This window comes from Hymenobacter glacieicola, from assembly GCF_014640315.1.
GTDB lineage: Bacteria > Bacteroidota > Bacteroidia > Cytophagales > Hymenobacteraceae > Hymenobacter > Hymenobacter glacieicola.
In genome coordinates this window covers 278733-303615 of the sequence record NZ_BMGS01000007.1, presented here as the reverse complement: position 1 = coordinate 303615, position 24883 = coordinate 278733, and the positions used below count along the sequence as shown (strand labels likewise).

General features: G+C 58.3%; 23 protein-coding genes. 10 read left to right on the top strand and 13 right to left on the bottom strand.

Going from position 1 to position 24883, the window contains the following annotated elements; genetic code table 11:
• Positions 1 to 25 precede the first annotated feature (25 nt).
• The 6 genes from IEW18_RS14725 to IEW18_RS14700 form a co-directional block, all read right to left on the bottom strand.
• Entirely contained in the window at positions 26 to 3505 is a 3480-nt protein-coding gene (locus IEW18_RS14725) for a methylmalonyl-CoA mutase family protein (RefSeq protein ID WP_188558619.1), read from the bottom strand.
• A 133-nt stretch (positions 3506 to 3638) separates the two neighbouring features.
• Positions 3639 to 4514, bottom strand: coding sequence for a carboxypeptidase-like regulatory domain-containing protein (locus tag IEW18_RS14720; protein WP_188558618.1), 876 nt, complete (start codon positions 4512 to 4514; stop codon positions 3639 to 3641).
• 102 nt (positions 4515 to 4616) lie between these two features.
• Positions 4617 to 4976: a hypothetical protein gene (locus tag IEW18_RS14715; RefSeq protein WP_188558617.1), complete on the bottom strand. Its 360-nt coding sequence runs from the start codon at positions 4974 to 4976 to the stop codon at positions 4617 to 4619.
• A gap of 2 nt (positions 4977 to 4978) precedes the next feature.
• Positions 4979 to 5581, bottom strand: coding sequence for a Uma2 family endonuclease (locus IEW18_RS14710; RefSeq protein ID WP_229728758.1), 603 nt, complete (start codon positions 5579 to 5581; stop codon positions 4979 to 4981).
• A gap of 69 nt (positions 5582 to 5650) precedes the next feature.
• Positions 5651 to 6502 (bottom strand): carboxypeptidase-like regulatory domain-containing protein, encoded by an 852-nt coding sequence (locus tag IEW18_RS14705; protein ID WP_188558616.1) that lies wholly within the window; start codon positions 6500 to 6502, stop codon positions 5651 to 5653.
• A 180-nt stretch (positions 6503 to 6682) separates the two neighbouring features.
• The gene (locus IEW18_RS14700; protein ID WP_188558615.1) at positions 6683 to 7090 is read right to left on the bottom strand and encodes a GlcG/HbpS family heme-binding protein; all 408 of its coding nucleotides are present in this window, start codon (positions 7088 to 7090) and stop codon (positions 6683 to 6685) included.
• A 267-nt stretch (positions 7091 to 7357) separates the two neighbouring features.
• Between IEW18_RS14700 and lepA the strand changes: the two genes are divergently transcribed.
• The 7 genes from lepA to IEW18_RS14665 all read left to right on the top strand — a co-directional run bounded on the left by lepA (position 7358) and on the right by IEW18_RS14665 (position 14448).
• Positions 7358 to 9145 (top strand): translation elongation factor 4, encoded by a 1788-nt coding sequence (gene lepA, locus IEW18_RS14695; RefSeq protein ID WP_188558614.1) that lies wholly within the window; start codon positions 7358 to 7360, stop codon positions 9143 to 9145.
• Between the two features lie 109 nt (positions 9146 to 9254).
• Positions 9255 to 9446 carry a hypothetical protein gene (locus IEW18_RS14690; RefSeq protein ID WP_188558613.1) on the top strand — a complete coding sequence of 64 codons (192 nt, stop codon included), beginning with the start codon at positions 9255 to 9257 and terminating at the stop codon, positions 9444 to 9446.
• 11 nt (positions 9447 to 9457) lie between these two features.
• A complete protein-coding gene (locus tag IEW18_RS14685; RefSeq protein WP_188558612.1) occupies positions 9458 to 10369 on the top strand; it encodes a bifunctional 5,10-methylenetetrahydrofolate dehydrogenase/5,10-methenyltetrahydrofolate cyclohydrolase in 912 nt (303 codons plus the stop codon).
• 225 nt (positions 10370 to 10594) lie between these two features.
• Positions 10595 to 11245 (top strand): 7-carboxy-7-deazaguanine synthase QueE, encoded by a 651-nt coding sequence (locus IEW18_RS14680; protein ID WP_229728757.1) that lies wholly within the window; start codon positions 10595 to 10597, stop codon positions 11243 to 11245.
• Positions 11246 to 11259: 14 nt separating this feature from the next.
• On the top strand, positions 11260 to 13215 hold the full coding sequence (locus IEW18_RS14675) for an OmpA family protein (RefSeq protein ID WP_188558611.1): 1956 nt from the start codon (positions 11260 to 11262) through the stop codon (positions 13213 to 13215).
• 309 nt (positions 13216 to 13524) lie between these two features.
• Positions 13525 to 13893, top strand: a complete 369-nt coding sequence (locus tag IEW18_RS14670) for a hypothetical protein (protein ID WP_188558610.1) — start codon at positions 13525 to 13527, stop codon at positions 13891 to 13893.
• A gap of 195 nt (positions 13894 to 14088) precedes the next feature.
• Complete coding sequence (locus IEW18_RS14665; protein WP_188558609.1) at positions 14089 to 14448, top strand: DUF4890 domain-containing protein; 360 nt, start codon at positions 14089 to 14091, stop codon at positions 14446 to 14448.
• 89 nt (positions 14449 to 14537) lie between these two features.
• On the opposite strand, the gene IEW18_RS14660 is transcribed toward IEW18_RS14665, so the two are convergent.
• From IEW18_RS14660 to IEW18_RS14640, 5 genes are all read right to left on the bottom strand, one after another.
• The gene (locus IEW18_RS14660) at positions 14538 to 15827 is read right to left on the bottom strand and encodes a citrate synthase (protein ID WP_188558608.1); all 1290 of its coding nucleotides are present in this window, start codon (positions 15825 to 15827) and stop codon (positions 14538 to 14540) included.
• 300 nt (positions 15828 to 16127) lie between these two features.
• Positions 16128 to 17519 (bottom strand): tRNA uridine-5-carboxymethylaminomethyl(34) synthesis GTPase MnmE, encoded by a 1392-nt coding sequence (gene mnmE, locus IEW18_RS14655; protein WP_188558607.1) that lies wholly within the window; start codon positions 17517 to 17519, stop codon positions 16128 to 16130.
• A 125-nt stretch (positions 17520 to 17644) separates the two neighbouring features.
• Positions 17645 to 18304 (bottom strand): metal-dependent transcriptional regulator, encoded by a 660-nt coding sequence (locus IEW18_RS14650; protein ID WP_188558606.1) that lies wholly within the window; start codon positions 18302 to 18304, stop codon positions 17645 to 17647.
• 122 nt (positions 18305 to 18426) lie between these two features.
• Entirely contained in the window at positions 18427 to 19422 is a 996-nt protein-coding gene (locus tag IEW18_RS14645) for a 3-oxoacyl-ACP synthase III family protein (RefSeq protein WP_229728756.1), read from the bottom strand.
• 116 nt (positions 19423 to 19538) lie between these two features.
• Positions 19539 to 20693, bottom strand: coding sequence for a glycosyltransferase family protein (locus IEW18_RS14640; protein WP_188558604.1), 1155 nt, complete (start codon positions 20691 to 20693; stop codon positions 19539 to 19541).
• Between the two features lie 131 nt (positions 20694 to 20824).
• Between IEW18_RS14640 and IEW18_RS14635 the strand changes: the two genes are divergently transcribed.
• A complete protein-coding gene (locus IEW18_RS14635; RefSeq protein ID WP_188558603.1) occupies positions 20825 to 21649 on the top strand; it encodes a 2,3,4,5-tetrahydropyridine-2,6-dicarboxylate N-succinyltransferase in 825 nt (274 codons plus the stop codon).
• A 149-nt stretch (positions 21650 to 21798) separates the two neighbouring features.
• Positions 21799 to 22605, top strand: coding sequence for a hypothetical protein (locus IEW18_RS14630; protein WP_188558602.1), 807 nt, complete (start codon positions 21799 to 21801; stop codon positions 22603 to 22605).
• A gap of 113 nt (positions 22606 to 22718) precedes the next feature.
• On the opposite strand, the gene msrA is transcribed toward IEW18_RS14630, so the two are convergent.
• Positions 22719 to 23264: a peptide-methionine (S)-S-oxide reductase MsrA gene (gene msrA / locus IEW18_RS14625; RefSeq protein WP_188558601.1), complete on the bottom strand. Its 546-nt coding sequence runs from the start codon at positions 23262 to 23264 to the stop codon at positions 22719 to 22721.
• A gap of 143 nt (positions 23265 to 23407) precedes the next feature.
• The gene (locus IEW18_RS14620; RefSeq protein ID WP_188558600.1) at positions 23408 to 24298 is read right to left on the bottom strand and encodes a 3-hydroxybutyryl-CoA dehydrogenase; all 891 of its coding nucleotides are present in this window, start codon (positions 24296 to 24298) and stop codon (positions 23408 to 23410) included.
• A gap of 338 nt (positions 24299 to 24636) precedes the next feature.
• On the opposite strand from IEW18_RS14620, the gene IEW18_RS14615 reads away from it, so the two are divergent.
• Complete coding sequence (locus IEW18_RS14615; RefSeq protein ID WP_188558599.1) at positions 24637 to 24807, top strand: lmo0937 family membrane protein; 171 nt, start codon at positions 24637 to 24639, stop codon at positions 24805 to 24807.
• The last annotated feature ends 76 nt before the right edge of the window (positions 24808 to 24883 follow it).

Genomic DNA, 24883 nt, shown 5'->3' with positions numbered 1-24883 from the left:
TTTTCATTCAACCAAACTAGCCGTATTACATATTTCTTCTATACTGGCCGCCTACCTCAAACAGCGCATTCGTCACCTGGCCTAGGGAGCAGAACTTCACGGTTTCCATTAGCTCCTCGAAGAGGTTGCTGTTGGTTACTGCTACTTGCTGCAGCTGCTTTAGGCGCTGCTCGGTGGTGCCTTGGTTGCGGGCGTGCAGGTTCTGGAGCATTGTGATTTGATACTGCTTTTCCTCCTCCGTGGCGCGGATAACCTCGGCGGGCACCACCGTGGGCGAGCCTTTCGAGGAGAGGAAGGTGTTCACGCCAATGATGGGATACTCGCCCGTGTGCTTGAGCATCTCGTAGTGCATGCTTTCCTCCTGAATCTTGCCGCGCTGGTACATGGTTTCCATGGCGCCCAGCACGCCGCCACGCTCCGTAATCCGGTCGAACTCGGCCAATACGGCTTCCTCTACCAGGTCGGTGAGCTCCTCGATGATGAAGGAGCCCTGCAGTGGGTTTTCGTTCTTGGCCAGGCCTAGCTCGCGGTTGATGATGAGCTGGATGGCCATAGCCCGGCGCACCGATTCTTCGGTGGGCGTAGTAATGGCTTCATCGTAGGCGTTGGTGTGCAGAGAGTTGCAGTTGTCGTAGATGGCGTAGAGGGCCTGCAGCGTGGTGCGGATGTCGTTGAAGTCGATTTCCTGGGCGTGCAGGCTCCGGCCGCTGGTCTGGATGTGGTACTTCAACATCTGCGAGCGGGCGTTGGCGCCGTACTTCAGCTTCATGGCCTTGGCCCAGATGCGGCGCGCCACGCGGCCAATTACGGCGTACTCGGGGTCGATGCCGTTGGAGAAGAAGAACGACAGGTTGGGCGCAAAATCGTTCACGTCCATGCCCCGGCTCACGTAGTACTCCACGAAGGTGAAGCCGTTGCTGAGGGTGAGGGCCAACTGCGTGATGGGGTTGGCGCCGGCCTCGGCAATGTGGTAACCGGAAATCGACACCGAGTAGAAGTTGCGCACCTTCTCCTTGATGAAGTACTCCTGCACGTCGCCCATGAGGCGCAGGGCAAACTCCGTGGAGAAGATGCAGGTGTTCTGGGCCTGGTCTTCCTTCAGAATGTCGGCCTGCACGGTGCCGCGCACCTGGCTGAGCGTGCGCGCCTTGATGGTGGAGTACACGTCGGCGGGCAGCACCTGGTCGCCGGTCACGCCGAGTAGCAGCAGGCCCAGGCCGTCGTTGCCAGCGGGCAATTCGCCTTGGTAGCGGGGGCGCTCCAAGCCTTTCTCCTGGTAAATCTGATTGATCTTGGCGTCAACCTCGGCCTCCAGGCCATTCTCCTTAATATACAGCTCACACTGCTGGTCGATGGCCGCATTCATGAAGAAAGCCGCCAGCGTAGCCGCCGGACCGTTGATGGTCATGGACACCGACGTGCTAGGGTTGGCTAGGTTGAAGCCAGAGTAGAGCTTCTTGGCATCGTCGAGGCAGCAGATGCTCACGCCGGCGTTGCCAATTTTGCCGTAGATGTCGGGCCGGTGGTCGGGGTCCTCGCCGTAGAGCGTCACCGAGTCGAAGGCCGTGCTCAGGCGCTTGGCCGGCAGGCCCGCCGATACGTAGTGGAAGCGGCGGTTGGTACGCTCAGGGCCGCCTTCGCCCGCAAACATGCGGGTAGGATCTTCGCCCTCGCGCTTGAAGGGGAACACGCCCGCAGTATAAGGGAACTCACCGGGCACGTTTTCCTGGAGCTGCCAGCGCAGCAAATCACCCCAAGCGGTGTAGCGCGGCAGGCTCACCTTGGGAATCTGCTGGTTGCTGAGGCTGGTGGTATGCGTCTGGATGCGGATTTCCTTGTCGCGCACCTTGAAAATGAACTCCGGGGCTTTGTAGGCGGCTACCTTTTGCGGCCAGGTCTCCAGGAGTTTCCAGTTTTGGCCGTCCAGCCGGAGCTTGATTTCCTCGAAGGTGCTCTCCAGGCCGGCGACGAGGTTTCCTGATCCGGGGGCGTGGCTGCCGTTCCCAGCGCCAGGTCCTCCACTGGCGGGGTTGTATCCGAGGCTTTGGACGGCTCCGATGGCTTGCCGGATTCCGTAGAGTTGCTGAGCGGTGTCAGACTGTTTTTGAACCCACTGGTCATACTGGCGGTTGGTTTCGGCTATTTCAGAAAGGTAACGCGTGCGGTGGGGCGGAATGATATAAATCTTCTCCGAGTCCTCCTTGGTAGTCTCGAGCTGCGACGCAAACGGCACCCCCGTTTTCGCCTCTACGGTTGCCAGCACGGCCCGGTACAAACGGTTCATGCCGGGGTCGTTGAACTGCGAGGCGATGGTGCCAAACACGGGCATCTCGTCCAAGGGCTTGTCCCAGAGCTGGTGGTTGCGCTGGAACTGCTTGCGCACGTCGCGCAGGGCGTCGAGGGCACCCCGCTTGTCGAACTTGTTGAGGGCAATAACGTCGGCAAAATCGAGCATGTCGATTTTCTCCAGCTGAGTAGCGGCCCCGTACTCGGGCGTCATCACGTACAGGCTGGCGTCGGAGTGCTCAATGATTTCGGTGTCGGACTGCCCGATGCCCGAGGTTTCGAGGATAATCAGGTCGAAGTCGGCGGCGCGCACCACGTCCACGGCATCCTGCACGTAGCGGCTCAGGGCCAGGTTGCTCTGGCGCGTGGCCAGGCTGCGCATATACACCCGCGGCGAGTTGATGGAATTCATCCGGATCCGGTCACCGAGCAGGGCGCCGCCGGTTTTGCGCTTGCTCGGGTCAACCGAAATAATGGCAATGGTTTTCTCCGGGAAGTCGAGCAGAAAGCGGCGCACCAGCTCATCTACCAACGATGACTTACCTGCGCCACCCGTACCAGTGATGCCCAGAATAGGGGCTTTCTTAGACTCCGACGAAGCGGCATTGAGGCGCTGGTCCGAGCCAAACTCTGACTTCTGAAAATCAGCAATCAACTGGCCTTTCACCCGCTCGAACTCCTGGGGGAAGTTCTCGGCGGCGGAAATAAGGCGGCCAATGCTGCGGGCGTCTTTCTCTTTTACGTGGCCGGCCTCCCCGTTCAGGTTCTGGCCGGTGGGGAAGTCCGACTTCTGGAGCAGGTCGTTGATCATGCCCTGCAGGCCCATGGCGCGGCCGTGGTCGGGGGAGTAGATGCGGGTGATGCCGTAGGCCTCCAGGTCCTCGATTTCCGTGGGCAGGATTACGCCGCCGCCGCCGCCGAAGATTTTTACGTGTCCCGCCCTGCGCTCCTTCAGCAGGTCAAACATGTACTTGAAGTACTCGTTGTGGCCGCCCTGGTAGGAGGTAATGGCAATGGCCTGGGCGTCTTCCTGAATGGCGCAGTCCACGATTTCCTGCACCGAGCGGTTGTGGCCCAGGTGAATAACTTCGGCACCGCTGCTCTGGATAATGCGGCGCATGATATTGATAGCGGCGTCGTGCCCATCAAACAGGGCCGCCGCCGTCACGATGCGGATGTGGTTCTGGGGCTTATACGGAGCTACAGGAGCTGCTTGCATAGCGCGGGAGGTTTGGGTGGAATTTGGGGTAGCGAAGGTACGAAAAAAGCCCCGGCATGGTAGCGCGGGGCAGGTTCAGCAATAGGGGGTAGCAGATTGGTGGCGCGGCTGGCCAGCAGTGGCAAAGCCGGCTTTACTCTTGCCAACTCTGAACCGTTAGGTACATACTAGGTTGCATGGGGTACGTCTTCCAATTCGCCTGGCTTTTATCCCGGCCAAACACCCGGTGCAGCGGGGCGGGAAACACGGCCGGAATACCGAAGAACCAGCGCTCCGAAAAAGGCGTGTCATTATCGAGCCACTGCAGGGCCAAGGCTATCGGCTGCTTTTTATCTAGTTGCACGTTGTAGGAGCGTAAATCCACTGAAATCCAACCGGTGCGTTGGTCACGCACCACAAACTGCACGTCATCCGGTAGCAGAGCCGTAGCTGGCTTCCCGTCCAGGACCGTATACAGCATCAGCCGGAACCGGACTGCCCGGAACGGATTGCTGTCGATGTACACGTTGAAGCTGTCGACGTAGCAGCTGCGGGCGGGCCGGAGAAAGGTACCAAATTCCCTACCCCGCATATCGCGGCGGGTGCTGTCCGGGGTCATGCTGCTGATGCCCCAACGAGCCAGGCCGGTTTTGCCCGTGTGCCCCAGCGTTTCCGGGCGTAGCCTCTGGGAGCGTACCGTTACCTCCCGCAACGCCTGCGCCCGGGGCCGCAGCCGAACCAGGGCTGGGCTTTGCCGCCGCAGGGCTGGTACCGACAGCCGAACCGGGTAGTAGCCGACGCAGGAAACAACCACCGTATCCTGAGCCGTTAGCCCGGGAGAGTCGGGAAAGCTAAAGCGGCCTTGCGCATCGGTTACCGTTCCGAAGGGCTTATGGCGGACACCTACGGAGGCGAACGGTACGGGCGTTGCCAGAGAATCGTGGAGCACGGTGCCGTGCAGGGTTTGAGCACGCAGCCCGTAGGTTGGAAACAGAATGAACACGATGCTCCACCAAAAAATCAGACGCATATAACTTGCCGAATAGGTTCAGGCAGAAGAGCAGCGGTAGGTACAGAGCGTTGCAAGGCGCATAAAAAGGCCCCGCGAGGTGGGCGCGGGGCTTTAATGATATTACTGCGCTAGACGCAGAGAACTAATCAGGGAAGCCACTTTCTTTCTGATGGGAAGAGGGATATGGTCAGGTGACCTAATAAGCTCACGAAGAAAAAAATAACTCCCAGGGGTTAGTAATATCGAATCAGCGGCCCGTTTTACAAGCGCAAACAAGTTTGGAGATATTTCCACCTCATGCTCATAAAGCTGTTGAACAATGATGTCGAAGGCACAGCCATATTCGCCTACTAAAAGCATGTCTTGTGCATAGGCGTAATCACGCGGCAGCAAGCCTGCTTCGTAAGAGGCGGCCAGTAGCGTTGCAACCAACTGTTCCCGCTGCTTTAGACGGTGATACTCTTTCCACCAACTCCACATACTTACCGCAGCTCCACCAGCCGTAGCTGGAACCCCGGCAGTACGGCTTCGCCGGATAGCTCCTTCTCAAAGCCTTGCACCACTTCCGGCTCGGGTTGGCCGGGGCGGTAGAGGTAGGCGGTTTCGGTTTCCGGCACGATGAACCACGCCAGTTGGGCACCGTTGCGGAGCCAGTCGAGCATTTTGGCCTGTAGGGTTTTCAGGGAGTCGGTAGCCGATTTCAGCTCTACTACAAACTCCGGGCATACAGGCGCAAATTTGTCCTGCTGTTCGGTGGTCAGGGCGTTCCACTTGGCTGCCGAAACCCAGGAAGCATCCGGCGACAGTACGGAGCCATCGGGGAGGGTAAAACCGGTGTTGGAATCGAATACCTCGCCTTGTTGTGAGTGCTGAGCATACCAGCTGTATAGTTGCCCGGTAAGGCGGGCGTTGCGTTTGCCGGAACGGCTGCCAGTAGACGACATAAGTAGTATTTCGTGGTTGGCAGTACGCTCAATCCGCAAGTCGGAGTTCAACTGGCAGAAGTCGAAAAACTCGTCGTCCGACATATTGGCCAGCACCGGGCTGCGGAGCGTAATAACGTCTTCGGTGATAGTAGGGCGCATAACGGAGCTATTGTAGACAAGCGGAAGATACGCAAAAACGAGTCGGCAGACCAGCTATGGTAGTCTTGCTCATTCCGTCATTACCGTGAAGTACAAACTCGGCTGCAGGGCGTGGGTAGTCCAGGCGGCCTCGCTATTTTCGCGTTCCACCATTACGTGCTTGGGCTGGCGCGTTACGGGTATGGAAAAGTACTTTTCCCACGGATTGGTTTTCTCGCTTTGCAGCCACTGAAGGGTGGCTACTACCGGCTGGGATTCCAGCATGATTTCGTAGGGCCGCAGATCCAGCGTGAGCCAACCCCGTTGGCGGTTGCTGCACACCAATTGTACGTCGCGGGAGAGTAGTGCCCGGCCCGGTCGGCCCTGCTCCAGCGCGTACAGGTTCAGGCGGAAGCGCAGGTGCTCGTAGGTGTTGGCGGCTAGAAAAACGTGAAATTCTTCGAGGTAAGTGCGATGGGTAGGCCGCAGCACGGTGCCCAGCTCCCAGCCCCACTCGTCGTCCACGGTTTCTTTGCCGCTTGAGCCTCCCGTCCATAGCACATCGGCCTTTTCCTTGCTGCGGCCCAGCTGGCCCGGATGCACCCGGCGGTGCTCCACCACCACCGCGCCTAGGGCCTGCTCCTGCGGGGCCAGCCGAAACTCGCGCTGGCCGGCCGCCAGGGCCGTGGGTAAGACAACCTGCCGGGAAAAACCTACGCAAGTAACCACGAGCGTATCCCGCAGATCGGGTAGGCGCAGCAGGTAGCGGCCCTGCTCATCGGCCACGGTGCCCAGCCCCCGGCCCGGTACGCCCAGCGTAGCAAAGGGCACGGGCTCATTGGTGTGCGTGTTCAGAATACGGCCTTCGAGGATGATGTTCTGAGCCCGCAGGCTGAGGCTGACCAGCGAGAATAAAAGCAGTAAACAATATCTGGGTGGCATTCTAGAAAACAGGACAAGGCAGCGCGCCGCCTTGGTAGGTGGCCTGCAATATACGGCCGTCGCAGGTGGCGGCGGCGGCAAAAGGTGCCGGCAACAAAACGGCCAGGGCGCTTTCCCGCACCCCGGCCGCCCCTGTTGGGCCCGGCGTCCTCCTCGGTTGCCGCGTGGCGTTATGCTAGTTTATTGGCCCGACAGCGCCTGTACGCCCGCCTCAGCCACCGCATGGTCGTCCTCCACGGTGCTGCCCGACACGCCAATGGCGCCGAATATCTGGCCCTCGCGGTTCTTGAGCGGAATCCCGCCCGGGAAGGTAATCAGGCCCCCGTTGGAATGCTCAATGTTGTACAAGGAGCCGCCGGGCTGGGAGAGGCCCCCAATGGCCCCCGTGGGCATGTCAAAGAAGCGCGCCGTCTTGGCTTTCTTAATGGAGATATCCAGGGAGCCCAGCCAGGCATCATCCATGCGGATAAAGGCCACGAGGTTGGCGCCGGAGTCAACCACGGCAATGTTCATTTTGACGCCCATTTGCTGCGCCTTTTCGTGCGCGGCCTGCACGGCCAGTTGCGCTTGCTGAAGAGTAATGCCCATACGAGTTATCTGGTTAGCAGGAAAGAAAGTGTTCAGTTAAGAACGGCATCCGCAGCGCATAGTTCTGGTAGGCGGGGCGGTAGTACTGGCCCGGCTCTGGCTTAGCCTAGGCAGGCGGTTCTACAGCGGTGGGAAGGGGGAGGGGCTGACCGGCAAGTACAGCCCAACCGGCTAACCCCGGGCACAGGGGGCGGGCTGGGCAAACGGGCTCCGTTAGCTTTTACGGGTCGTTTTTCGTACCTTCGCCTCTGGAAAAAACCGCCTCTAGTGAAGAACATCCGCAATTTCTGCATCATCGCCCACATCGACCACGGCAAGAGCACCCTGGCCGACCGCCTCTTGGAATTTACCAGCACGGTAGCCAAGCGCGATATGCAAGCTCAGCTGCTCGACAATATGGACCTGGAGCGGGAGCGGGGCATCACCATCAAGAGCCACGCCATCCAGATGCAGTATCAGTACAAGGGCGAGCAGTACACGCTCAACCTGATTGATACGCCCGGTCACGTCGACTTTAGCTACGAAGTATCCCGCTCCATTGCTGCCTGCGAGGGCGCCCTGCTGATTGTGGATTCCTCCCAGGGCATCGAGGCCCAGACTATCAGCAACCTCTACCTGGCCATCGGCTCCGACCTGACCATAATCCCCGTTCTCAATAAAATTGATCTGCCCCACTCCATGCCGGAGGAGGTGTCGGACGAAATTGTGGACCTGATTGGCTGCGAGCGGGAAGAAATCATTCCGGCCTCGGGCAAATCCGGCATTGGTATCGAAGCCATTCTGAACGCCATTTGTGAGCGAATTCCGGCGCCCCAAGGCGACCCGGAAGCCCCGCTCCAAGCCCTGATTTTTGACTCCGTATTCAACTCCTACCGGGGCATTGAGGTACTGTTCCGCATCAAGAACGGCACCATGCGCAAGGGCGACAAGCTCCGGTTCATGGCCACGGGCAAGGAGTACGGCGCCGATGAAATTGGTATTCTGGGCTTGAACCAGGAGCCCCGGCCCGAAATTGGGGCCGGCAACGTGGGCTACCTGATTTCCGGCATCAAGGAGGCCCGCGAAGTAAAAGTAGGGGACACCATCACGCACGTAGCGCGGCCCACGGCCGAAGCCATTCAGGGCTTCGAGGATGTCAAGCCCATGGTATTCGCCGGCATTTACCCCGTAGATACCACTGAGTATGAGGAGCTGCGTTCCTGCATGGAAAAGCTCCAGCTCAATGACGCCTCCCTGGTGTGGGAGCCTGAAACGTCGGTGGCTCTGGGCTTCGGCTTCCGGTGCGGCTTCCTGGGTATGCTGCACATGGAAATTGTGCAGGAGCGCCTGGAGCGCGAGTTTAACATGACGGTAATTACTACCGTGCCCTCAGTGCAGTTCCACGCTACTGGCACCAAAGATCAGCGCCTGACCATCAACGCGCCGAGCGAAATGCCGGAGCCGAACATGATTAAGCTGATCGAGGAGCCCTACATCAAAGCCCAGATCATCACGGCGGCTGATTACGTAGGGCCCATTATCACGCTCTGCATGGAGAAGCGCGGCATTATCAAGGGTCAGAGTTACCTAACTTCGGAGCGGGTAGAGCTGACCTTCGAGCTGCCCCTGTCAGAAATCGTGTTTGATTTCTTTGACAAGCTCAAAACCATCAGCCGCGGCTACGCTTCCCTCGACTACGAGCTGATCGGCTTCCGTGAGTCGGACATGGTGAAGCTGGACGTAATGCTGAATGGCGAGAAGGTCGATGCGTTGTCGGCCATCGTGCACCGTTCCAAGAGCTACGACTGGGGCCGCCGCCTCTGCGAAAAGCTCCGGGAATTGCTACCCCGCCAGCAGTTTGAAATTGCCATTCAGGCCAGCATTGGGCAGAAAATCATTGCCCGGGAAACGGTGAAAGCCCTGCGCAAAAACGTAATTGCCAAGTGTTACGGCGGCGACATCAGCCGTAAGCGCAAACTGCTCGAGAAGCAAAAGGAAGGCAAGAAGCGGATGCGTCAGGTGGGCTCCGTTGAAATCCCACAAGAGGCCTTCCTGGCCGTTCTTAAAATCGACTAATACCCCCAGCGCGGCTCCGAAACGGGCCGCGCTTTTTGTTGTTACCGCACTTCTTTTTTCACCTCATGCACTTCTTGACACGGCGTGTAATGATTTACCATCGCAAAACATGTCCGATACCCTTCTCAAGAACTGTACAAGCCAGGAGCAACTAGACAAGATCATCAAAGGGCAGGAGCGCAAGTTCCGGTGGCGCGACGATTGGCCCGCCATGGAAGCCGCGCTGCAAGCCGCCGGTACCGCCGCCATTGCCGCCCACGACCACAAACGCATTCCCGACCAACCGCAGGATTTAGCCTAACCCCCGTACCCATGACCACTGCTCCCGAAGCTACTACCTACCGCCTGATTGACGGCAAGCAGACCGCCGAGGCTATTAAAGAGGAAATTGCCGCCGAAGTAGCCCAGCGTCAGGCGGCCGGCCAAAAGGTACCGCACTTGGCCGCTGTTCTGGTTGGCCACGATGGCGGCTCCGAAACCTACGTGCGCAACAAGGTGCTGGCTTGTGAACGGGTAGGGTTCGGGAGTACGCTGCTGCGCTACGAGGACGACATCACCGAAGCCGAGTTGCTGGCCAAGGTGGAGGAGCTCAACCAGGATCCGGAAATTGACGGTTTTATTGTGCAGCTGCCCTTGCCTAAGCACATCGACACCAACAAGGTGATTGAAGCCATTCGCCCCGAAAAGGATGTGGATGGCTTCCACCCCATGAACATTGGTCGGATGGTGGCCGGGCTACCCGCGTTGCTGCCCGCTACCCCCTCCGGAATTGTGGAGTTGCTGCGTCGCTATGAGCTACCAACCGATGGCAAGCACTGCGTCGTAATTGGGCGTAGTAACATTGTGGGTACGCCAGTTAGCATCTTGCTGGCTAAGAACTTAGAGCCGGGCAACTGCACGGTTACTTTATGTCATTCTCGAACTCAAAACCTGGTGGAAATAACCCGCTCCGCCGATATTTTGGTAGCCGCCCTGGGCCGGCCGGAGTTTGTTACGGCCGACATGGTGAAGCCCGGCGCGGTTATCATCGACGTAGGCACAACCCGCGTGGAGGATACCACCAAAAAATCGGGGTGGGCGCTTAAGGGAGACGTGAACTTTGCCGAGGTGGCGCCCCTGGCTTCTTATATCACGCCGGTACCGGGCGGGGTAGGCCCCATGACCATTGCCATGCTACTGCTTAACACGCTGCGGACGGCCAAGGGAGAGGTATATGCCAAGTAAGCGAGTCGTCAGCGCTAGGCAACACCGGCTGTAGGCTACACCCAATTGGTTATAGCTCAGCTTCAACCCTTGCTTTGGACCTCAAAATCCAATTAAAACCGCCTCAGGCTTTTAGAATTCGGGGCGGTGTACTACTTTTAAAGTCGGGCCGTTGGTAAACAGGCCCGGTGCTAACCCACCGGGCCCGCCCCAGCGGCCCGACTTATTATTTTCAGAATACGCGTTTTGCTGCACGAACTTCCCGTTACGTCGGCAGCCCCGACTCAGGCGGCTGCGGCGCTTACACTGCCCGTAATGGAGCAGTTTTATACGATTCAGGGCGAAGGCTATAACACTGGCCGCGCTGCCTACTTCATTCGCCTGGGCGGGTGCGATGTGGGCTGCGTGTGGTGCGATGTGAAAGAGTCGTGGCCCCTGGACGCGCACCCGCGTCAAACCCTTGCTGAGCTGGTGGCCGCCGTTACGGCCGAGCCCGGTCGCAACGTGGTTATCACCGGTGGCGAGCCGCTCATGCATGATCTGGCCCCTTTAACCGCCGCGTTGCACGCGGCCGGCTGCCGCAACTGGATTGAAACCAGCGGGGCCTATCCGCTAAGCGGGGAGTGGGACTGGATTTGCGTTTCGCCCAAGAAATTCAAGGCGCCACTGCCTTCCGTACTGGTTGCTGCCCACGAGTTGAAAATCGTGGTGTTTAACAAGAACGATTTTGCCTGGGCCGAGCAGCATGCCGCTGCGGTTGGGCCGGAGTGCCGCCTGTATCTGCAGCCGGAGTGGAGCAAGGCCGCCCAGATGATGCCCCTTATTGTTGACTACGTAAAAGCCAATCCGCAGTGGCAGGTGTCGCTGCAGACTCATAAGTTCCTCGACATTCCGTAGCGCCCTACCCGCCTATGCGCCGTTTACTTTCCGTTCCGTTTGTGGTGTTGTTGGCAATAGCCGTAAGTGAGGTCGTTCCCCTGCCAGCTGCTGCCCAGGCCAAGCTTAGCACTACCAACACCAAGGCCCGCAACCTCTGGGACAAAGCCCAGGAGCAAGCCAAAGACCGGGAGTTCAACAAAGCCATTGAAACGCTGACCCAGCTCAACCAGAAGTTTCCTTCCCTGGGCGAGCCTTACTTGATGAGAGGCTCCCTGCTGAAGGCCATGGGTGAAAACCGCGCTGCCTTCGAGTCGTACCGGGACGGGATTAGTAAGCTTCCCCTGGACCCCGCCCGGGCCAATGACTACTTTACCCTCGGGGAGCTAGCCATGAGTTTCGGCGAGTACGCCACGGCTGCTGATAGCTACAAAAAATACCTGAAAACCGCCACCAAAAGCCCCCGCAACGCGCCGCGGGCCCAGCGCCAACTGCTCAATTGCGAGTTTGCCCTGAAGGCAATGGCGGCGCCCACCGGTATTCAACCGGAGCGGCTGCCCGGCCCGCTGAATACCTACCGATTTCAGTATTTCCCGGCGCTTACTGCTGATAGCCGCTTTCTGCTGTTTACCGGCCGCCCGACGGCCGAAAGCGGAGAAGACCTGTTCGTTAGCCGCCAGAACAAGGACGGTACCCTGGATGCGCCGGCTTCCATTTCGCCGGCCATCAACACTCCCTACAACGAAGGCGCGGGTACAATTTCCGGCGACGGAAAAACGCTGGTGTTTGCCTCCTGCGACCGGCCGAACTCCGTGGGCAACTGTGACTTGTACATCTCCCGGCGCACGGGCAACACCTGGAGCAAGCCTCAGAACCTGGGCCGCAACGTGAATTCGCCGGAGTGGGACTCCCAGCCCACGCTTTCCGCCGACGGCCGAACTCTGTATTTTACCAGTATCCGCCGCGGGGGCAAAGGCCAGGAAGATATCTACGTGACTACGCTGGGCGCTGACGGCAACTGGACGCTGGCCCGCAACGTGGGCGCCCCCGTGAACACGGCGGGTAAGGATATGGCGCCCTTCATCCACGCCAGCGGCACCACGCTCTACTACGTGACCGATGGTCTGGTCGGCATGGGTGGGCTGGACATCTACCGGTGTGAGCAGCTCGGGGCCGGCAAGTGGAACACTCCTCAAAACCTAGGCTACCCGCTTAATACCTTTGAGAATGAGGCCTCCCTCTTTATCAGCTCGGATAACCGCCGGGGATTCTGCTCCCGCTCCCGGGCCGCCGCACCAGGTGTCAAGCAGGAGCGCGACCGTCCGGTAGAGCTGTTCGGCTTTGAGGTGCCCAAGGAAATCCGAGCCCGCGAAACCAGTACCTACACCCAGGGCCGGGTCTTTGATGCGTTTACCAAGAAGCCCATCCGGGCCGATGTGCAGCTCTACGATCTGAATACCGACGAGCTGGTGCAATACGTGGGCTCCGATGCGGAAAACGGCGAGTACACGGTGGTGCTAAACGAGGGCCGCCAGTACGCTATGTACGCCGCCGCCGACAAGTACCTGATGAAGAGCCTGAGCTTTGACTATAGTGACAAGCGCAGCTTCGACCCGCTGACCTTGGACATTTACCTGGAACCCGTCCGGGCTGGGCGCAGCATCGTGCTCAATAACTTGTTCTTTGACACCAAGCAGTATGAGCTAAAGCCCAAGTCGCGGACGGAACTCAACCGGCTCGTGGGCTTCATGAAACAGTACCCCGATGTGCAGGTGGAAGTATCTGGCCACACGGATGACGTAGGCTCCGACGATGACAACCAGCTCTTGTCCCAGAACCGGGCTAAGTCGGTGTACACGTACCTGGTCAGCCAGGGCGTAAAGGCTACCCGCTTGCGCTTCAGAGGCTACGGAGAAACCAAACCGCTCCTGCCCAATGACTCCGAGGAACACCGCCAGCAAAACCGCCGCATAGAATTGCGAATCCTGTAAAAGACAATTTTAACTGCTATGACTGAACCCAGCTGCCCTAAAGCAGTTGGGTTTTTTTATTGGAGTTTTCCTTTTCAATACGATTATTACGGGATTCAGAATGAGGCATATATCTCTCTCAAGTAAAAGTGTTTGACTAGAATAGTTATAAAAATTCTTTTTTTTATTAAATAATAGATTCTATATTTGGTCACGCTGCTTAGCCTCGGAAGATGACATTTCCTTTCATTCGAATTGCTTGCTTTCCTTGCTGGCTAGGCAGTGGCCTTGAATATGTCCCACTTTTCATCCTTTTCATTTCCTACCACCATGAAAAAAATTACTCTGTTTGCGGGTTTGTTGTTGGGCCTGCAGGGAGCTGCTGTAGCTGGTTCTGAGCCGGATGCACCTACCAGCCTGCAGGCGCGGGCAACCGCCCTCACACGCTCTATTTCGGACAAGGCTCGCTTGGATGAAGGACAGTACCTGCGGGTAAAGCAGCTGAACATCCGGATGCTGGCGGAACAGGAAGACCTAAAAACGCGCTTCGCTGCCGATCCTACTCTGCTGGACCAGCGCCTAGCCGATGCCCAGGGCCGCTACGAAAACGACCTGACCGCCTTGTTGCGTCCCGCTCAGCTGGCGTTGTTTCAGCAAAGCCGCACCAGCATGACGGCCCTTGGGGCCGCGCCTAAGTAGACCCGTGTAACCAAAAAAGCCCACCAATAGGCGGGCTTTTTTGGTTGGGCCTGGCAGAGTAGAGCAACGCGTAATGACATGATTTTATAAGTACTGTATATCACACATTTAATAGTAAAAATATATATTTAGCTACCTGCTTATTGAGTCGCTTTTTATTTCTGGTTTTCCACCTTTCACCAACCCTACACCATTATGAAAAACGGATTCATTTGCCTGGCATTTACCCTGCTGCTAGCCGCAGGAACTACTTATGCTACCCCCGCCGACGGCGGAAAGCTCTCCACCCGGGCCACGGAACTCACCCGGCGCATGGCGGAGCGCACCAAGCTCAGCGAAGGTCAATACGTGAAGGTTCGGCAGCTTAACCTGCGCTTGCTCACTGAAATGGCTGAGGCTCGCAAGCAGTTTGCCTCTGATGCCGCGGGCCTCGACAAAACCCTCGCCGACGTGCAGATGCGCTACGAATGGGACCTGGCTTCCATCTTGTGGCCCAAGCAGCTAGCCGCCTACGACGACATAAAGCAAAACTTTACCGCCACCAACCTGCGCTAAATCTTTAACAGCCAGAATCTTCCTGGATGCAAAAAAGCCCGCCGAAGCGGGCTTTTTTGTTATCGTCAGTAAGTCTCTTAAACGGAAGCTTAGGAGCGCTGCTCAATCGGGGTGTAGTCGCGCTCCGTTTCGCCGGTGTAAATCTGGCGGGGGCGACCAATGGGCTCCTTGTTTTCGCGCATTTCCTTCCACTGGGCAATCCAGCCGGGCAGACGGCCCAGGGCGAACATTACCGTAAACATCTCCGTCGGGATACCAATGGCCCGGTAGATGATGCCGGAGTAGAAGTCCACGTTCGGGTACAGCTTCCGTTCGATGAAGTACTGATCGGTCAGGGCAGCCTGCTCCAGTTCCTGGGCAATTTTCAGCAGCGGATCATCAATGCCGAGAGCAGCCAGCACTTCGTCGGCCGCCTTCTTGATGATTTTAGCGCGCGGGTCGAAGTTTTTGTACACGCGGTGGCCGAAGCCCATCAAACGGAACGAGTCGTTTTTGTCTTTGGCTTTGGCTATGAACTTGCTCGTGTCGCCACCGTCCTTCTGAATGGCCTGCAGCATCTCCAGTACTTCCTGGTTAGCACCACCGTGCAGGGGGCCCCACAGGGCGTTGATGCCAGCCGAAACCGAGCCGTAGAGCGAGGCGTTAGCCGAGCCTACCAGGCGTACAGTAGAGGTAGAGCAGTTTTGCTCGTGGTCGGCGTGCAGGATGAGCAGCTTGTTGAGGGCGCTGACAATGCGCGGATCGATGTCGTACTTCTCCGTGGGGAAGCTAAACATCATGTACAAGAAGTTCGAGCAGTAGTCGAGGTCGTTACGCGGATAGTTCAGCGGGTGACCCATGTTGTTCTTGTACGTCCAGGCGGCAATGGTCGAAATCTTGGCCATGAGACGAATAACGTTCAGGTCGATTTCTTCCTTGCTCAGATCCGGCGACACGCTTTCGGGGTAGAAGGCGGTAAGCGAGCAAATCAGGCTGCTCAAAATGGCCATGGGGTGGGCCGCCGACGGGAAGCCGTCGAAAATCTTGCGCACGTCCTCGTGCACCAGCGTGTGCTTGGTAATCTGGTTGCTGAAGTTCTGCAGCTCAGCCTCGGTAGGCAGCTTGCCGTAAATCAGCAGGTAGGCCACTTCAATGAACGACGACTTCTCGGCCAGCTGTTCAATGGGGTAGCCCCGGTAGCGCAGAATGCCTTCTTCGCCATCGAGGAAAGTGATGGCGCTCTTGGTGGCGCCGGTATTCTTGTAGCCCGAGTCCAGGGTAACGTAGCCCGTTTGGTCGCGCAGCTTGCCAATGTCGAAAGCTTTTTCGCGCTCGGTGCCTTCAATAACCGGGAGAGAGTACGATTTCCCGTCGAGGATCAGTTCAGCAGATTCTGCCATAAGCGTAGGGTGAAGGGTGGGTTGCGGGGCGAAACTAAAGAATTACCAAGTAGCAGTAAAACCCCGTGAGAGTTTGGCGCCTATACTACAATCCGGCCCGGGTTGTTGTTTGAGTTGGGGTGAAACGCAAAGAAAAGCCCCGGACCGGATAAGTATGGCATAAAGCCGGATTTTTTACGGCCAACTGCCCAGATTTCTTCCGGCCAAATGTTCTGCCCAGGCAGAAAGCCGCTAGTTCCCCCTGCCGAGTAAACCAGCCCCGTCGATGCCATACCCGCCGGCAGGCCCATCAGGAGGGGGCTACTTACCAATGCAGAACTGAGTGAAGATGCTCGTGAGCAGGTCGTCGTTGCTGATTTCGCCGGTAATCTGACCGAGGGTAGCCAGCGCATGCCGTAAGTCCGCTGCCAGCAGTTCGGTGCCTACGCCGGTTGCCAGGCCCTGCACAACAGCCTCCAGGTGAAGGGCGGCCTGCTCTAGGCTGCGGGCATGCCGGACGTTGGTAACAATGGTGCTGGAGCCCGTGCGGTCCAGGCCTTCACCACGCACTCGCGTCAGCAGGGCTTCGCGTAGCTCATCGAGCCCGTCGCCGCGGGAAGCGGCAATGAGTACAGTGTCAGGCCGCTTGTAATAGGCTGCTTGCTCGGTGTCGCTAGCCACATCCAGCTTGTTGCCAACTGCTAGCAACGGAATGCCTACCGGTAGCTGTAATGCTTCAATTTCTACTTGAAGATTAGTAGGGGTAGTGGTCGTAATATCAAACAGATAGATAACTAAAGCGGCCTGCTGAACGCGCTTCAAGGTCCGCTCTACCCCAATGGATTCTACCACGTCGGTGGTGTCGCGCAGGCCCGCCGTATCCACGAAGCGGAAGCGGATGCCGTCGAGGCTAACTTCGTCCTCAATCAAGTCGCGGGTGGTGCCGGCAATGGCCGAAACGATGGCGCGCTCTTCGTTGAGCAGGGCATTAAGCAAGGTGCTTTTGCCCGCATTGGGCCGGCCGGCAATAACGGTAGTAACCCCGTGCTTGATAACGTTGCCCAACTCAAAGGAGCGCAGCAGGCGGCGCACCAGGGCCTGCACTTCTTCCAGCAGCCGCACCAGGCCGGTGCGGTCGGCAAACTCCACGTCTTCCTCACCGAAGTCCAGCTCCAACTCCAGCAGGGCCGCAAACTGCACCAGCCGTCCGCGCAAGTCCTTCAACTCCTGAGAAAAGCCGCCCCGCATCTGCCGCATGGCAACCTGGTGCGAAAGGGCCGAGTCGGCGGCAATCAAGTCGGCCACGGCTTCCGCCTGGGCCAGGTCAAAGGCGCCGTGCAGAAAGGCCCGTTTGGTAAATTCTCCCGCTTCGGCCAGCCGGGCCCCGCGACGAACCAACAAGCCCAGCAGTTCCTGCACGATGTAGTCGGAGCCGTGGGTGCTGATTTCCACCACGTCCTCGCGGGTGTAGGAGTGCGGCCCCCGAAACAAGGACACAACTACCTCATCAATGATTCGGGCCCCGTCGCGGATGGTTCCGACGTGGAGGGTGTGGCTGGGTTGGTCGCGCAGTCGCTTGCCCGCAAATACTTCATCAGTCAGATGGATGGCGTTGGGACCCGATAAGCGCACCAAGGCAATGGCACCCGCGCCAGGCGGCGTGGATAGGGCAACAATGGTATCGGAAAGCGAGGGAGGAAGCGCAACGGCCACGGCGGCGAGGAAATGGTATCAGCCGCAAAGGTAGGGGTTATGAAGCGGGAAAATACAGCCCCGTACAGGGCCACGCTTGGCCTGAGAAGACCCCAGCATGCACTGCTTTGTTTTCATAAGTTGGCTTAGCCAGTTATATATAAGTTACGGCTTACCTCCGCAGACAAGAGGTGTTCCTTGGCTTTGTTTATTCTGATTTCAAAGGAGTTATCGAATACTATCTTATCTAAAACTTCAATATGAGTACCCAGGTTCAATCCTACCTTATCGAGGTACTGTAGGAACGGCACGGAGGTGTTTTTTACGGCCACAACTATGCCTTGGTCGCCGGGGCGGAGGTCGGCCAGCAGGCGGTGCTGGGGGCGGTGCAGGACACCTTCGGCGGTAGGTATCGGGTCGCCGTGGGGGTCCAGCTGGGGGTAGCCCAGGAATTCATCGAGGCGCTGAACGAGCAGGTCGGAATCAATGTGCTCCATCTGCTCAGCTACGTCGTGCACTTCGTCCCAGGTAAAGCCGAGCTGCTGCACCAGAAACACCTCCCAAAGGCGGTGCTTGCGAATGGTAAGCAGGGCCAAGCGGCGGCCTTCTGCCGTGAGGGTTACCCCCCGGTAGCGGGTATAGTGGAGCAGTCCTTTCTCCCCGAGGCGGCGAAGCATATCCGTAACGGAGGCCGCCCGAGTACGCAGCACTTCGGCTACGCTATTCGTACTGACCTCGCTACCCGGTTGGGCCTCCGCCAGTTTATAAATTGCTTTCAGGTAGTTCTCCTCGGTGTAGCTAGGCATTTGTAAGAATCAAGAATTAAGAATTAGGAATTAAAAAATTAAGAACGGCCGCTCCCAACCTGTAGCCAGGTCGTGGAGCGGCCAGTTCTTAATTCCTAATTCTTAGTTCTTAATTAAAAAAACTACCATTTGATAAGGGCCGAGGCCCAGGTAAAGCCAGAACCGAAGGCGGCCAAGCACACCAGGTCGCCGCGCTTGATGCGGCCTTCCTGCACCGCTTCGCTCAGGGCAATGGGCACCGAGGCGGCGGTGGTGTTGCCGTAGCGCTGGATGTTGCTGAAGATCTTGTCGTCGGACAGGCCCATTTTCTGCTGGACGTACTGCGTGATGCGCAGGTTGGCCTGGTGGGGAATGAGCATGTTGATGTCCTGGGGCTGGTAGCCGTTGTGGTCAAGGGCTTCCTTAATAACCTGAGGAAAGCGGACGACGGCGTGTTTGAACACGTTCTGCCCGTTCATATAAGGGTACATTTCCAGCTCGTTCGCCACTACGTAATCTACCCGGTTGTTACGGTTTGAGCCCGGCTCCTTCACAATCAGCTCCTCGGCATGTTCGCCCTGGGAGTGCAGGTGGGTGCTCAGGATGCCGTGCTCGGGACGGGTGCTGGGGCGCAGCACCACCGCGCCGGCACCATCACCGAAAATAACCGATACGCCACGGCCGCGGGTGCTGATATCAAGGCCAGAGGAGTGAATCTCCGAGCCCACTACCAGCACCGTGTCGTACATGCCGGTTTTCACGAACTGGTCGGCCATGGACAGCGCGTACACGAAGCCCGAGCACTGGTTACGCACGTCAAAGGCCGGAATAGGGTCCTTGATGCCCAACTCCCGCTGCAGCAGCACGCCGGAGCCGGGAAAGAAGTAGTCCGGCGACAACGTAGCAAATACTATCATCTGCACGTCATCGGGGGTGAGACCGGCCATTTCCAGGGCCTTGCGGGCCGCGTTGGCCCCCATGTTGGCGGTGGTGTCCTTGCCTTCCTCAAACCAGCGCCGCTCCCGAATACCGGTGCGTTCCTGGATCCACTCGTCGGTGGTTTCCATCAGGGTGGTGAGGTCGGCGTTGGTTACTACCCGGTCGGGCACGTAGTGGCCCACACCGGCAATTTCAGACATTCGGAGAGTTGTGTTCATCAAGGGGGGATTTGCGGAGCAGTAGGTCTGAGAAACGGAGTCGAAGGTAGAAAAATTCGAGCCCTGCGCCGTAAACGGGCCGCAAAGGTCGGCAGTTACTATAGAGAATCCATAAGCTGGTGCAATTTTTCGGCTTCGGAAGTCCAGAAAGCCTCCACCGGTGCCCCATTCGGGTAGTACTCCCGGGCCCTAAGCGCGGCTGAAAGAGTGGCCGCGGCTGGGTAGTCGGGTTGCTGGAAGTCAAAGGCAACGCCCGCGCCGTGGGGTTGCACCAGCGGCTCCCACAACGGGTTGGGCGGCACGAGCAGGGGTAAGCCCTGGGCGAGGTACTCGAACAGCTTGGTGGGTACGCACCGGGCCGTGCTGGGGTGAGGCCGGTAGGGTAGCAGCCCCAAGTGGCTACGCTGGATTTCCGCCACCACCTCGGCGTGGGGCACCAGTTCGGCCCCGCCCCGTAGCGTTACGGCGCCTTCGGCGGCGGCCACGGCCGCTTGCAGGCGCGGCAACAGCCCCGGTTGCTGGCAGGCCCCAATAATGGTCAGGTGGGCCAGGGGCCAGGCAGCGCGCAGGTGCCGGACAAAGCGGATGGCTTCCCATACGCCGTTCAGCTCCGAGATGGTACCGGAATACACCACCCGTAAGGGCTCAGTGGGCGCGGGCAGGCGGCGCGGAAAAGCAGTTGCCAGCGGCGCCTGAGCAGGGTAGGGCTGATATTTATTTTCAATGAGCAGCGTCTTGCCAGGCGTAGCAAACGGCAACTCCTCCGCGTAGCTGCGTTCAGCTAGCAGCACGGCCGTAGCCTCCCGGGCCGCCAGGGTTTCCAGGCCCCGGACCAGAGCCGACAACGCAGTGCGGGCCCAGGCGGGGTACACCTGCTGGGTTTGAATGTTGAGGGCGTAATTCTCCCGCACATCATAAATAAAGCGCCGGTCCGGTCCCAGGGCCTTCCACAGCACGGTAAGGGGTAGCAACTCCGGTGCGTGTACTAGCACTACCTGTGGTTGCAACTGCCGCAACAACTGCCAGTACCGCCACTGAGTCACCAGGCGGCCCAAACTCAAGCGGGAGCCATCCAGCAAGGCGTGGGTGTGCAGGTTGTTCGGCAGCCCGGAGGGGGTAGGCGCGAGGCGGCCGGCTACGTGCACCCGCGTTCCGGCCCGGCTGGCTAGGGTGCGCCCAAACTTGCCCAGCATCCGGGTATCGTCGAGGGGCTTGAGCACCGAGGCGAGTAAAATGGTCAGGGAAGGCGGCATATTGGCCGTGAAGATGGTAAGTTTGCTTGTTAGTTGCCGGCGGAGAGGCGCGGCGTGCGGTAGCAAGCTCCCTCGCGAAGCACTTCCGGTGCGGGCACCCAACGTAAAATCACCTGACAACCAGATTGTAGATGTCTGAACTCCAAACCCTGATTGAGGCTGCCTGGAACGACCGGAGCCTGTTGCAGCAAGCGGCCACCACGGAGGCCATTCAGCACGTAATTGAAGAACTTGATAAGGGCCGTTTGCGCGTGGCGCAGCCCGGAGCCACGGAAGGCGCCAATTGGCAGGTAAACGACTGGGTGAAGAAAGCAGTTATTCTGTACTTCCCCATCCGCCAAATGGAAACTATTGAAGTAGGCCCCTTTGAGTTTCGCGACAAGATGCAGCTCAAGGCCAACTACGAGCAGCAGGGCGTGCGCGTGGTGCCCCCGGCCGTAGCCCGTTACGGCGCCTACCTCGCGCCCGGCGTTATCATGATGCCAAGCTACGTGAACATCGGCGCCTGGGTAGGCGAAGGCACCATGGTTGATACCTGGGCCACGGTTGGCTCCTGCGCCCAGATTGGGGCGGGCGTGCACCTGAGCGGGGGCGTGGGCATTGGCGGCGTACTGGAGCCCGTGCAGGCCGCGCCCGTTATCGTGGAAGATGGGGCCTTTGTCGGCTCGCGCAGCATTCTGGTGGAAGGCTGCTTCGTGGGCAAGGAAGCGGTAATTGGGGCAGGCGTGACCATCACGGGCAGCACCCGCATCATTGATGTAACCGGCGCCGAGCCCAAGGAATACCGGGGCTACGTACCGGCCCGCTCCGTGGTCATTCCGGGCTCCTTGCCCAAGCAGTTTCCGGCCGGCGAGTACCACGTGCCCTGCGCCCTGATTATCGGGCAGCGCAAGCCCAGCACCGACCTGAAAACCTCCCTCAACGACGCCCTCCGCGAGCATAACGTAGCTGTGTAGCCTCACAGGCGGCTGGCTTCGGCTGGCAACTGCTCCCGAACGTACCCTGCGCACGTTGTGCCAGGGTACTTTTTTTCCACGGCCAGATACAGGATATTGCGCTGCGGTGGGTAGTTTCCCCGCTTCAATCCCCCCCGATTCTATTCTTGATGAGTTCCCTTAAATCAGTAGTGTCCGCGGCCCAGGCCCGCGACGAAGTTCGCGACTACGTAGCCCAGGAATTAAACATTGACCCCGAGCTGGTGCAAACGCGCGTGGCCTTTAACCGGGAGCTGCCCTGGGTTGACGGGCGTACCCGGCCCTGCTTTCTGGTGGAGTGGGCCGAGCCCAACGGCCGCGACGGGGTAGCCATTGCCGGCCCCTACACCCACAACTTCTTTGAGTTTAGCCGGGCTGATGCCTACCAACTGGGCGCCCAGAACGCCTGGCGCCAGCAACTGCTAAACCTGTATGCCGGCTGCGAACTGGTTATACACGCCCGGCTGACCCAGAGTCTGACCGATGTAGCGGACCCTACCCGCCTCGCCCTTATTCAGCAGAACCTGGAGGAGCGCACCAACTGGCGCGTGGGCGTCAACGTTTCCCTGCGGGATTTCCTGCGCCTGGGCACCGATGAGTACTACATCTTTAACGGCAGCTGGGTCTGGAATCCGAACTACCGTTACTCGCACCTGAAAGGCTTTATCCCGTACGGGGAGAAAACGTTGATGGAACTGCCCAAGCACGAGTTCATCCCGGTAAAGTCGCACTCGCCCTTCGAGGCTATTCCGCCCCTGGGCGAAGATGGCGCCTACCCCGGCGAGCTGGTCAGCTTTATCATCGTGAAAAACAACCAAATTCTGGAAACCCGCGCCCTCGACCTGTACGCGCGCACCCTCATGAACCAGGTAGCCCTGTTCTACGCCATCGGCCGCGAACATGGCCCCTTCCAGATTGACTTGAAGGAGCAGCAGTAACCGCCGCCGCGCCTGGCTACGTGCCGCCAGGCCCCAACGGGTTGCCCGTTAACAAGCAGAGCCCGCCCTGACAACATCAGGGCGGGCTCTGCTTGTTAAGGCTAGGCCGCACGCTAGTACGTGCGGGCTTCGGCCTTGAGCTTGTCGCCGAACACGGCTTTCACCTTGTCCACTTTGCTTTTCACCACAAACTGGCAGTAGGGCTGGGAGCCGTTCAGGTTGTAGTAGTTCTGGTGGTAGGCCTCGGCGGGGTAGAACACCGTGAGGGGCAGAATTTCGGTGGTAATGGGGCCATCGAAGGCATTGGCTGCCGTCAGCTGCTGCTTGTAGGCTTCAGCCGTGCGCTGCTGCTCCTCGTTGTGGGTATAGATGCCCGAGCGGTACTGCGTGCCAGTGTCGTTGCCCTGGCGGTTAAGGGTAGTCGGGTCGTGGGTTTTCCAGAATACCTCTAGCAGCTCTTGGTAGCTGATAACGGCCGGGTCGAACGTAATCTGGATAACCTCGTTGTGGCCAGTCAGCCCGCTGCACACTTCCTTATAGGTAGGGCTGGCGATGCGTCCGCCCGTGTAGCCCGATACTACCTTCTGCACCCCGTTCAGGTTCTGAAATACGGCTTCGGTGCACCAAAAGCAGCCGCCGCCAAATGTGGCTTGTTCCATTGATATCGTAGTAAGAGTCGAAGGCAAAATTGAACCTCTATAAGCGAATTTCGGCGCCAAAGGTTTCAGGCAAGCCCAACCGCAACGGCCCTCCCCGAGCGTATCGGAAAGGGCCGTTGCTACCTGCTTCGGGCGAGGCTGGGTTATTTGCGGAAACGCTCGGCCAGCACCAGCTCTTTGCTACCGTGGGTCCAGGAATAAAAGCCTTCCCCGGACTTGACGCCCAGCCGGCCGGCCGTTACCATGTTCACCAGCAGCGGGCACGGGGCGTACTTCTGGTTGCCCAAGCCCTCGTGCAGTACCCGCAGAATGGCCAGGCACACGTCCAGCCCAATGAAGTCGGCGAGCTGCAAGGGACCCATGGGGTGAGCCATGCCTAGCTTCATTACCGTGTCAATTTCTTCTACCCCGGCTACCCCTTCGTACAGGCTGTAAATAGCCTCGTTTATCATGGGCATCAGAATGCGGTTGGCCACAAAGCCGGGGTAGTCGTTTACTTCGGTAGGAGTTTTGCCCAGTTCCTGCGAAAGTGCCATGATGCGAGCCGTTACCTCGTCAGAAGTAGCGTAGCCCCGAATTACTTCCACCAGCTTCATCACCGGCACCGGGTTCATGAAGTGCATCCCGATTACTTTGTCGGGGCGCTTGGTGACGGCGGCAATTTTGGTAATGGAAATTGAGGAAGTGTTAGAAGCCAGGATGGCGGCGGCCGGCGCGTGCTGGTCCAGTTCTCGGAAGATGTTCAGCTTCAGCTCTACGTTTTCCGTGGCTGCTTCCACCACTAAATCGGCGTTGCGCACACCCTCAGCTACGCTTGTGTAGGTAGTCAGGCGGCCGAGGGTAGCGGTTTTGTCGGCGTCGGTAAGTGCGCCCTTTGCCACCTGCCGGTCCAGGTTTTTCCCAATGGTGGCCACTCCTTTGTCAAGAGCCGGCTGGTTGATATCAATAAGAGCCACGGGAAACCCGTGCTGGGCGAATACGTGGGCAATGCCATTGCCCATAGTGCCCGAGCCAATAACGGCAACGTTAAGCATAAGAAATGAGGTTGGGTGGGGAGGAAGCCCGGGAGCCTGACCGGCTCCTGGAGCGGCGCAAAGCTACACGGAAAGCGGAGCGCCTCAATGTTGAATTAGGACATTTGGTTATTTCTATACTTTATTTTTAACTGCTTAAAATAGGCCAAGCGGCGTTTAAAGGCGGTTTTTATAGCCGAGCTATGTAAACCAGAAAAAAAATATGAATATCTGATAAACCTTTTTTCATAACGCCAGCGTACAAAACCGCAGATGCAGCCCTAACCAAGTTCTCACCCAGATACATGGTTTCTGTCTCTGAACTCTCCCTAACCTTTCACCAACTCTCTCCTCTCATCATGGGTAACCTACTGTATATCATCGCCGTCATTCTGATCATCATTTGGGCCCTGGGCTTCTTCGGTGTACTCGGAACCGGTATCCAAGGCAACAGCCTGATTCACATTCTGCTTGTTATTGCCATCATCGCCATTCTGCTGCGTGTTATCCGCGGCGGGCGGGTAGTATAACTAGCTTCGTCATTCCACTTGGTAGTGGAATTCTTTAGTCCGAAAAACACAAAAAAGCCTGCCTCATATGAGGCAG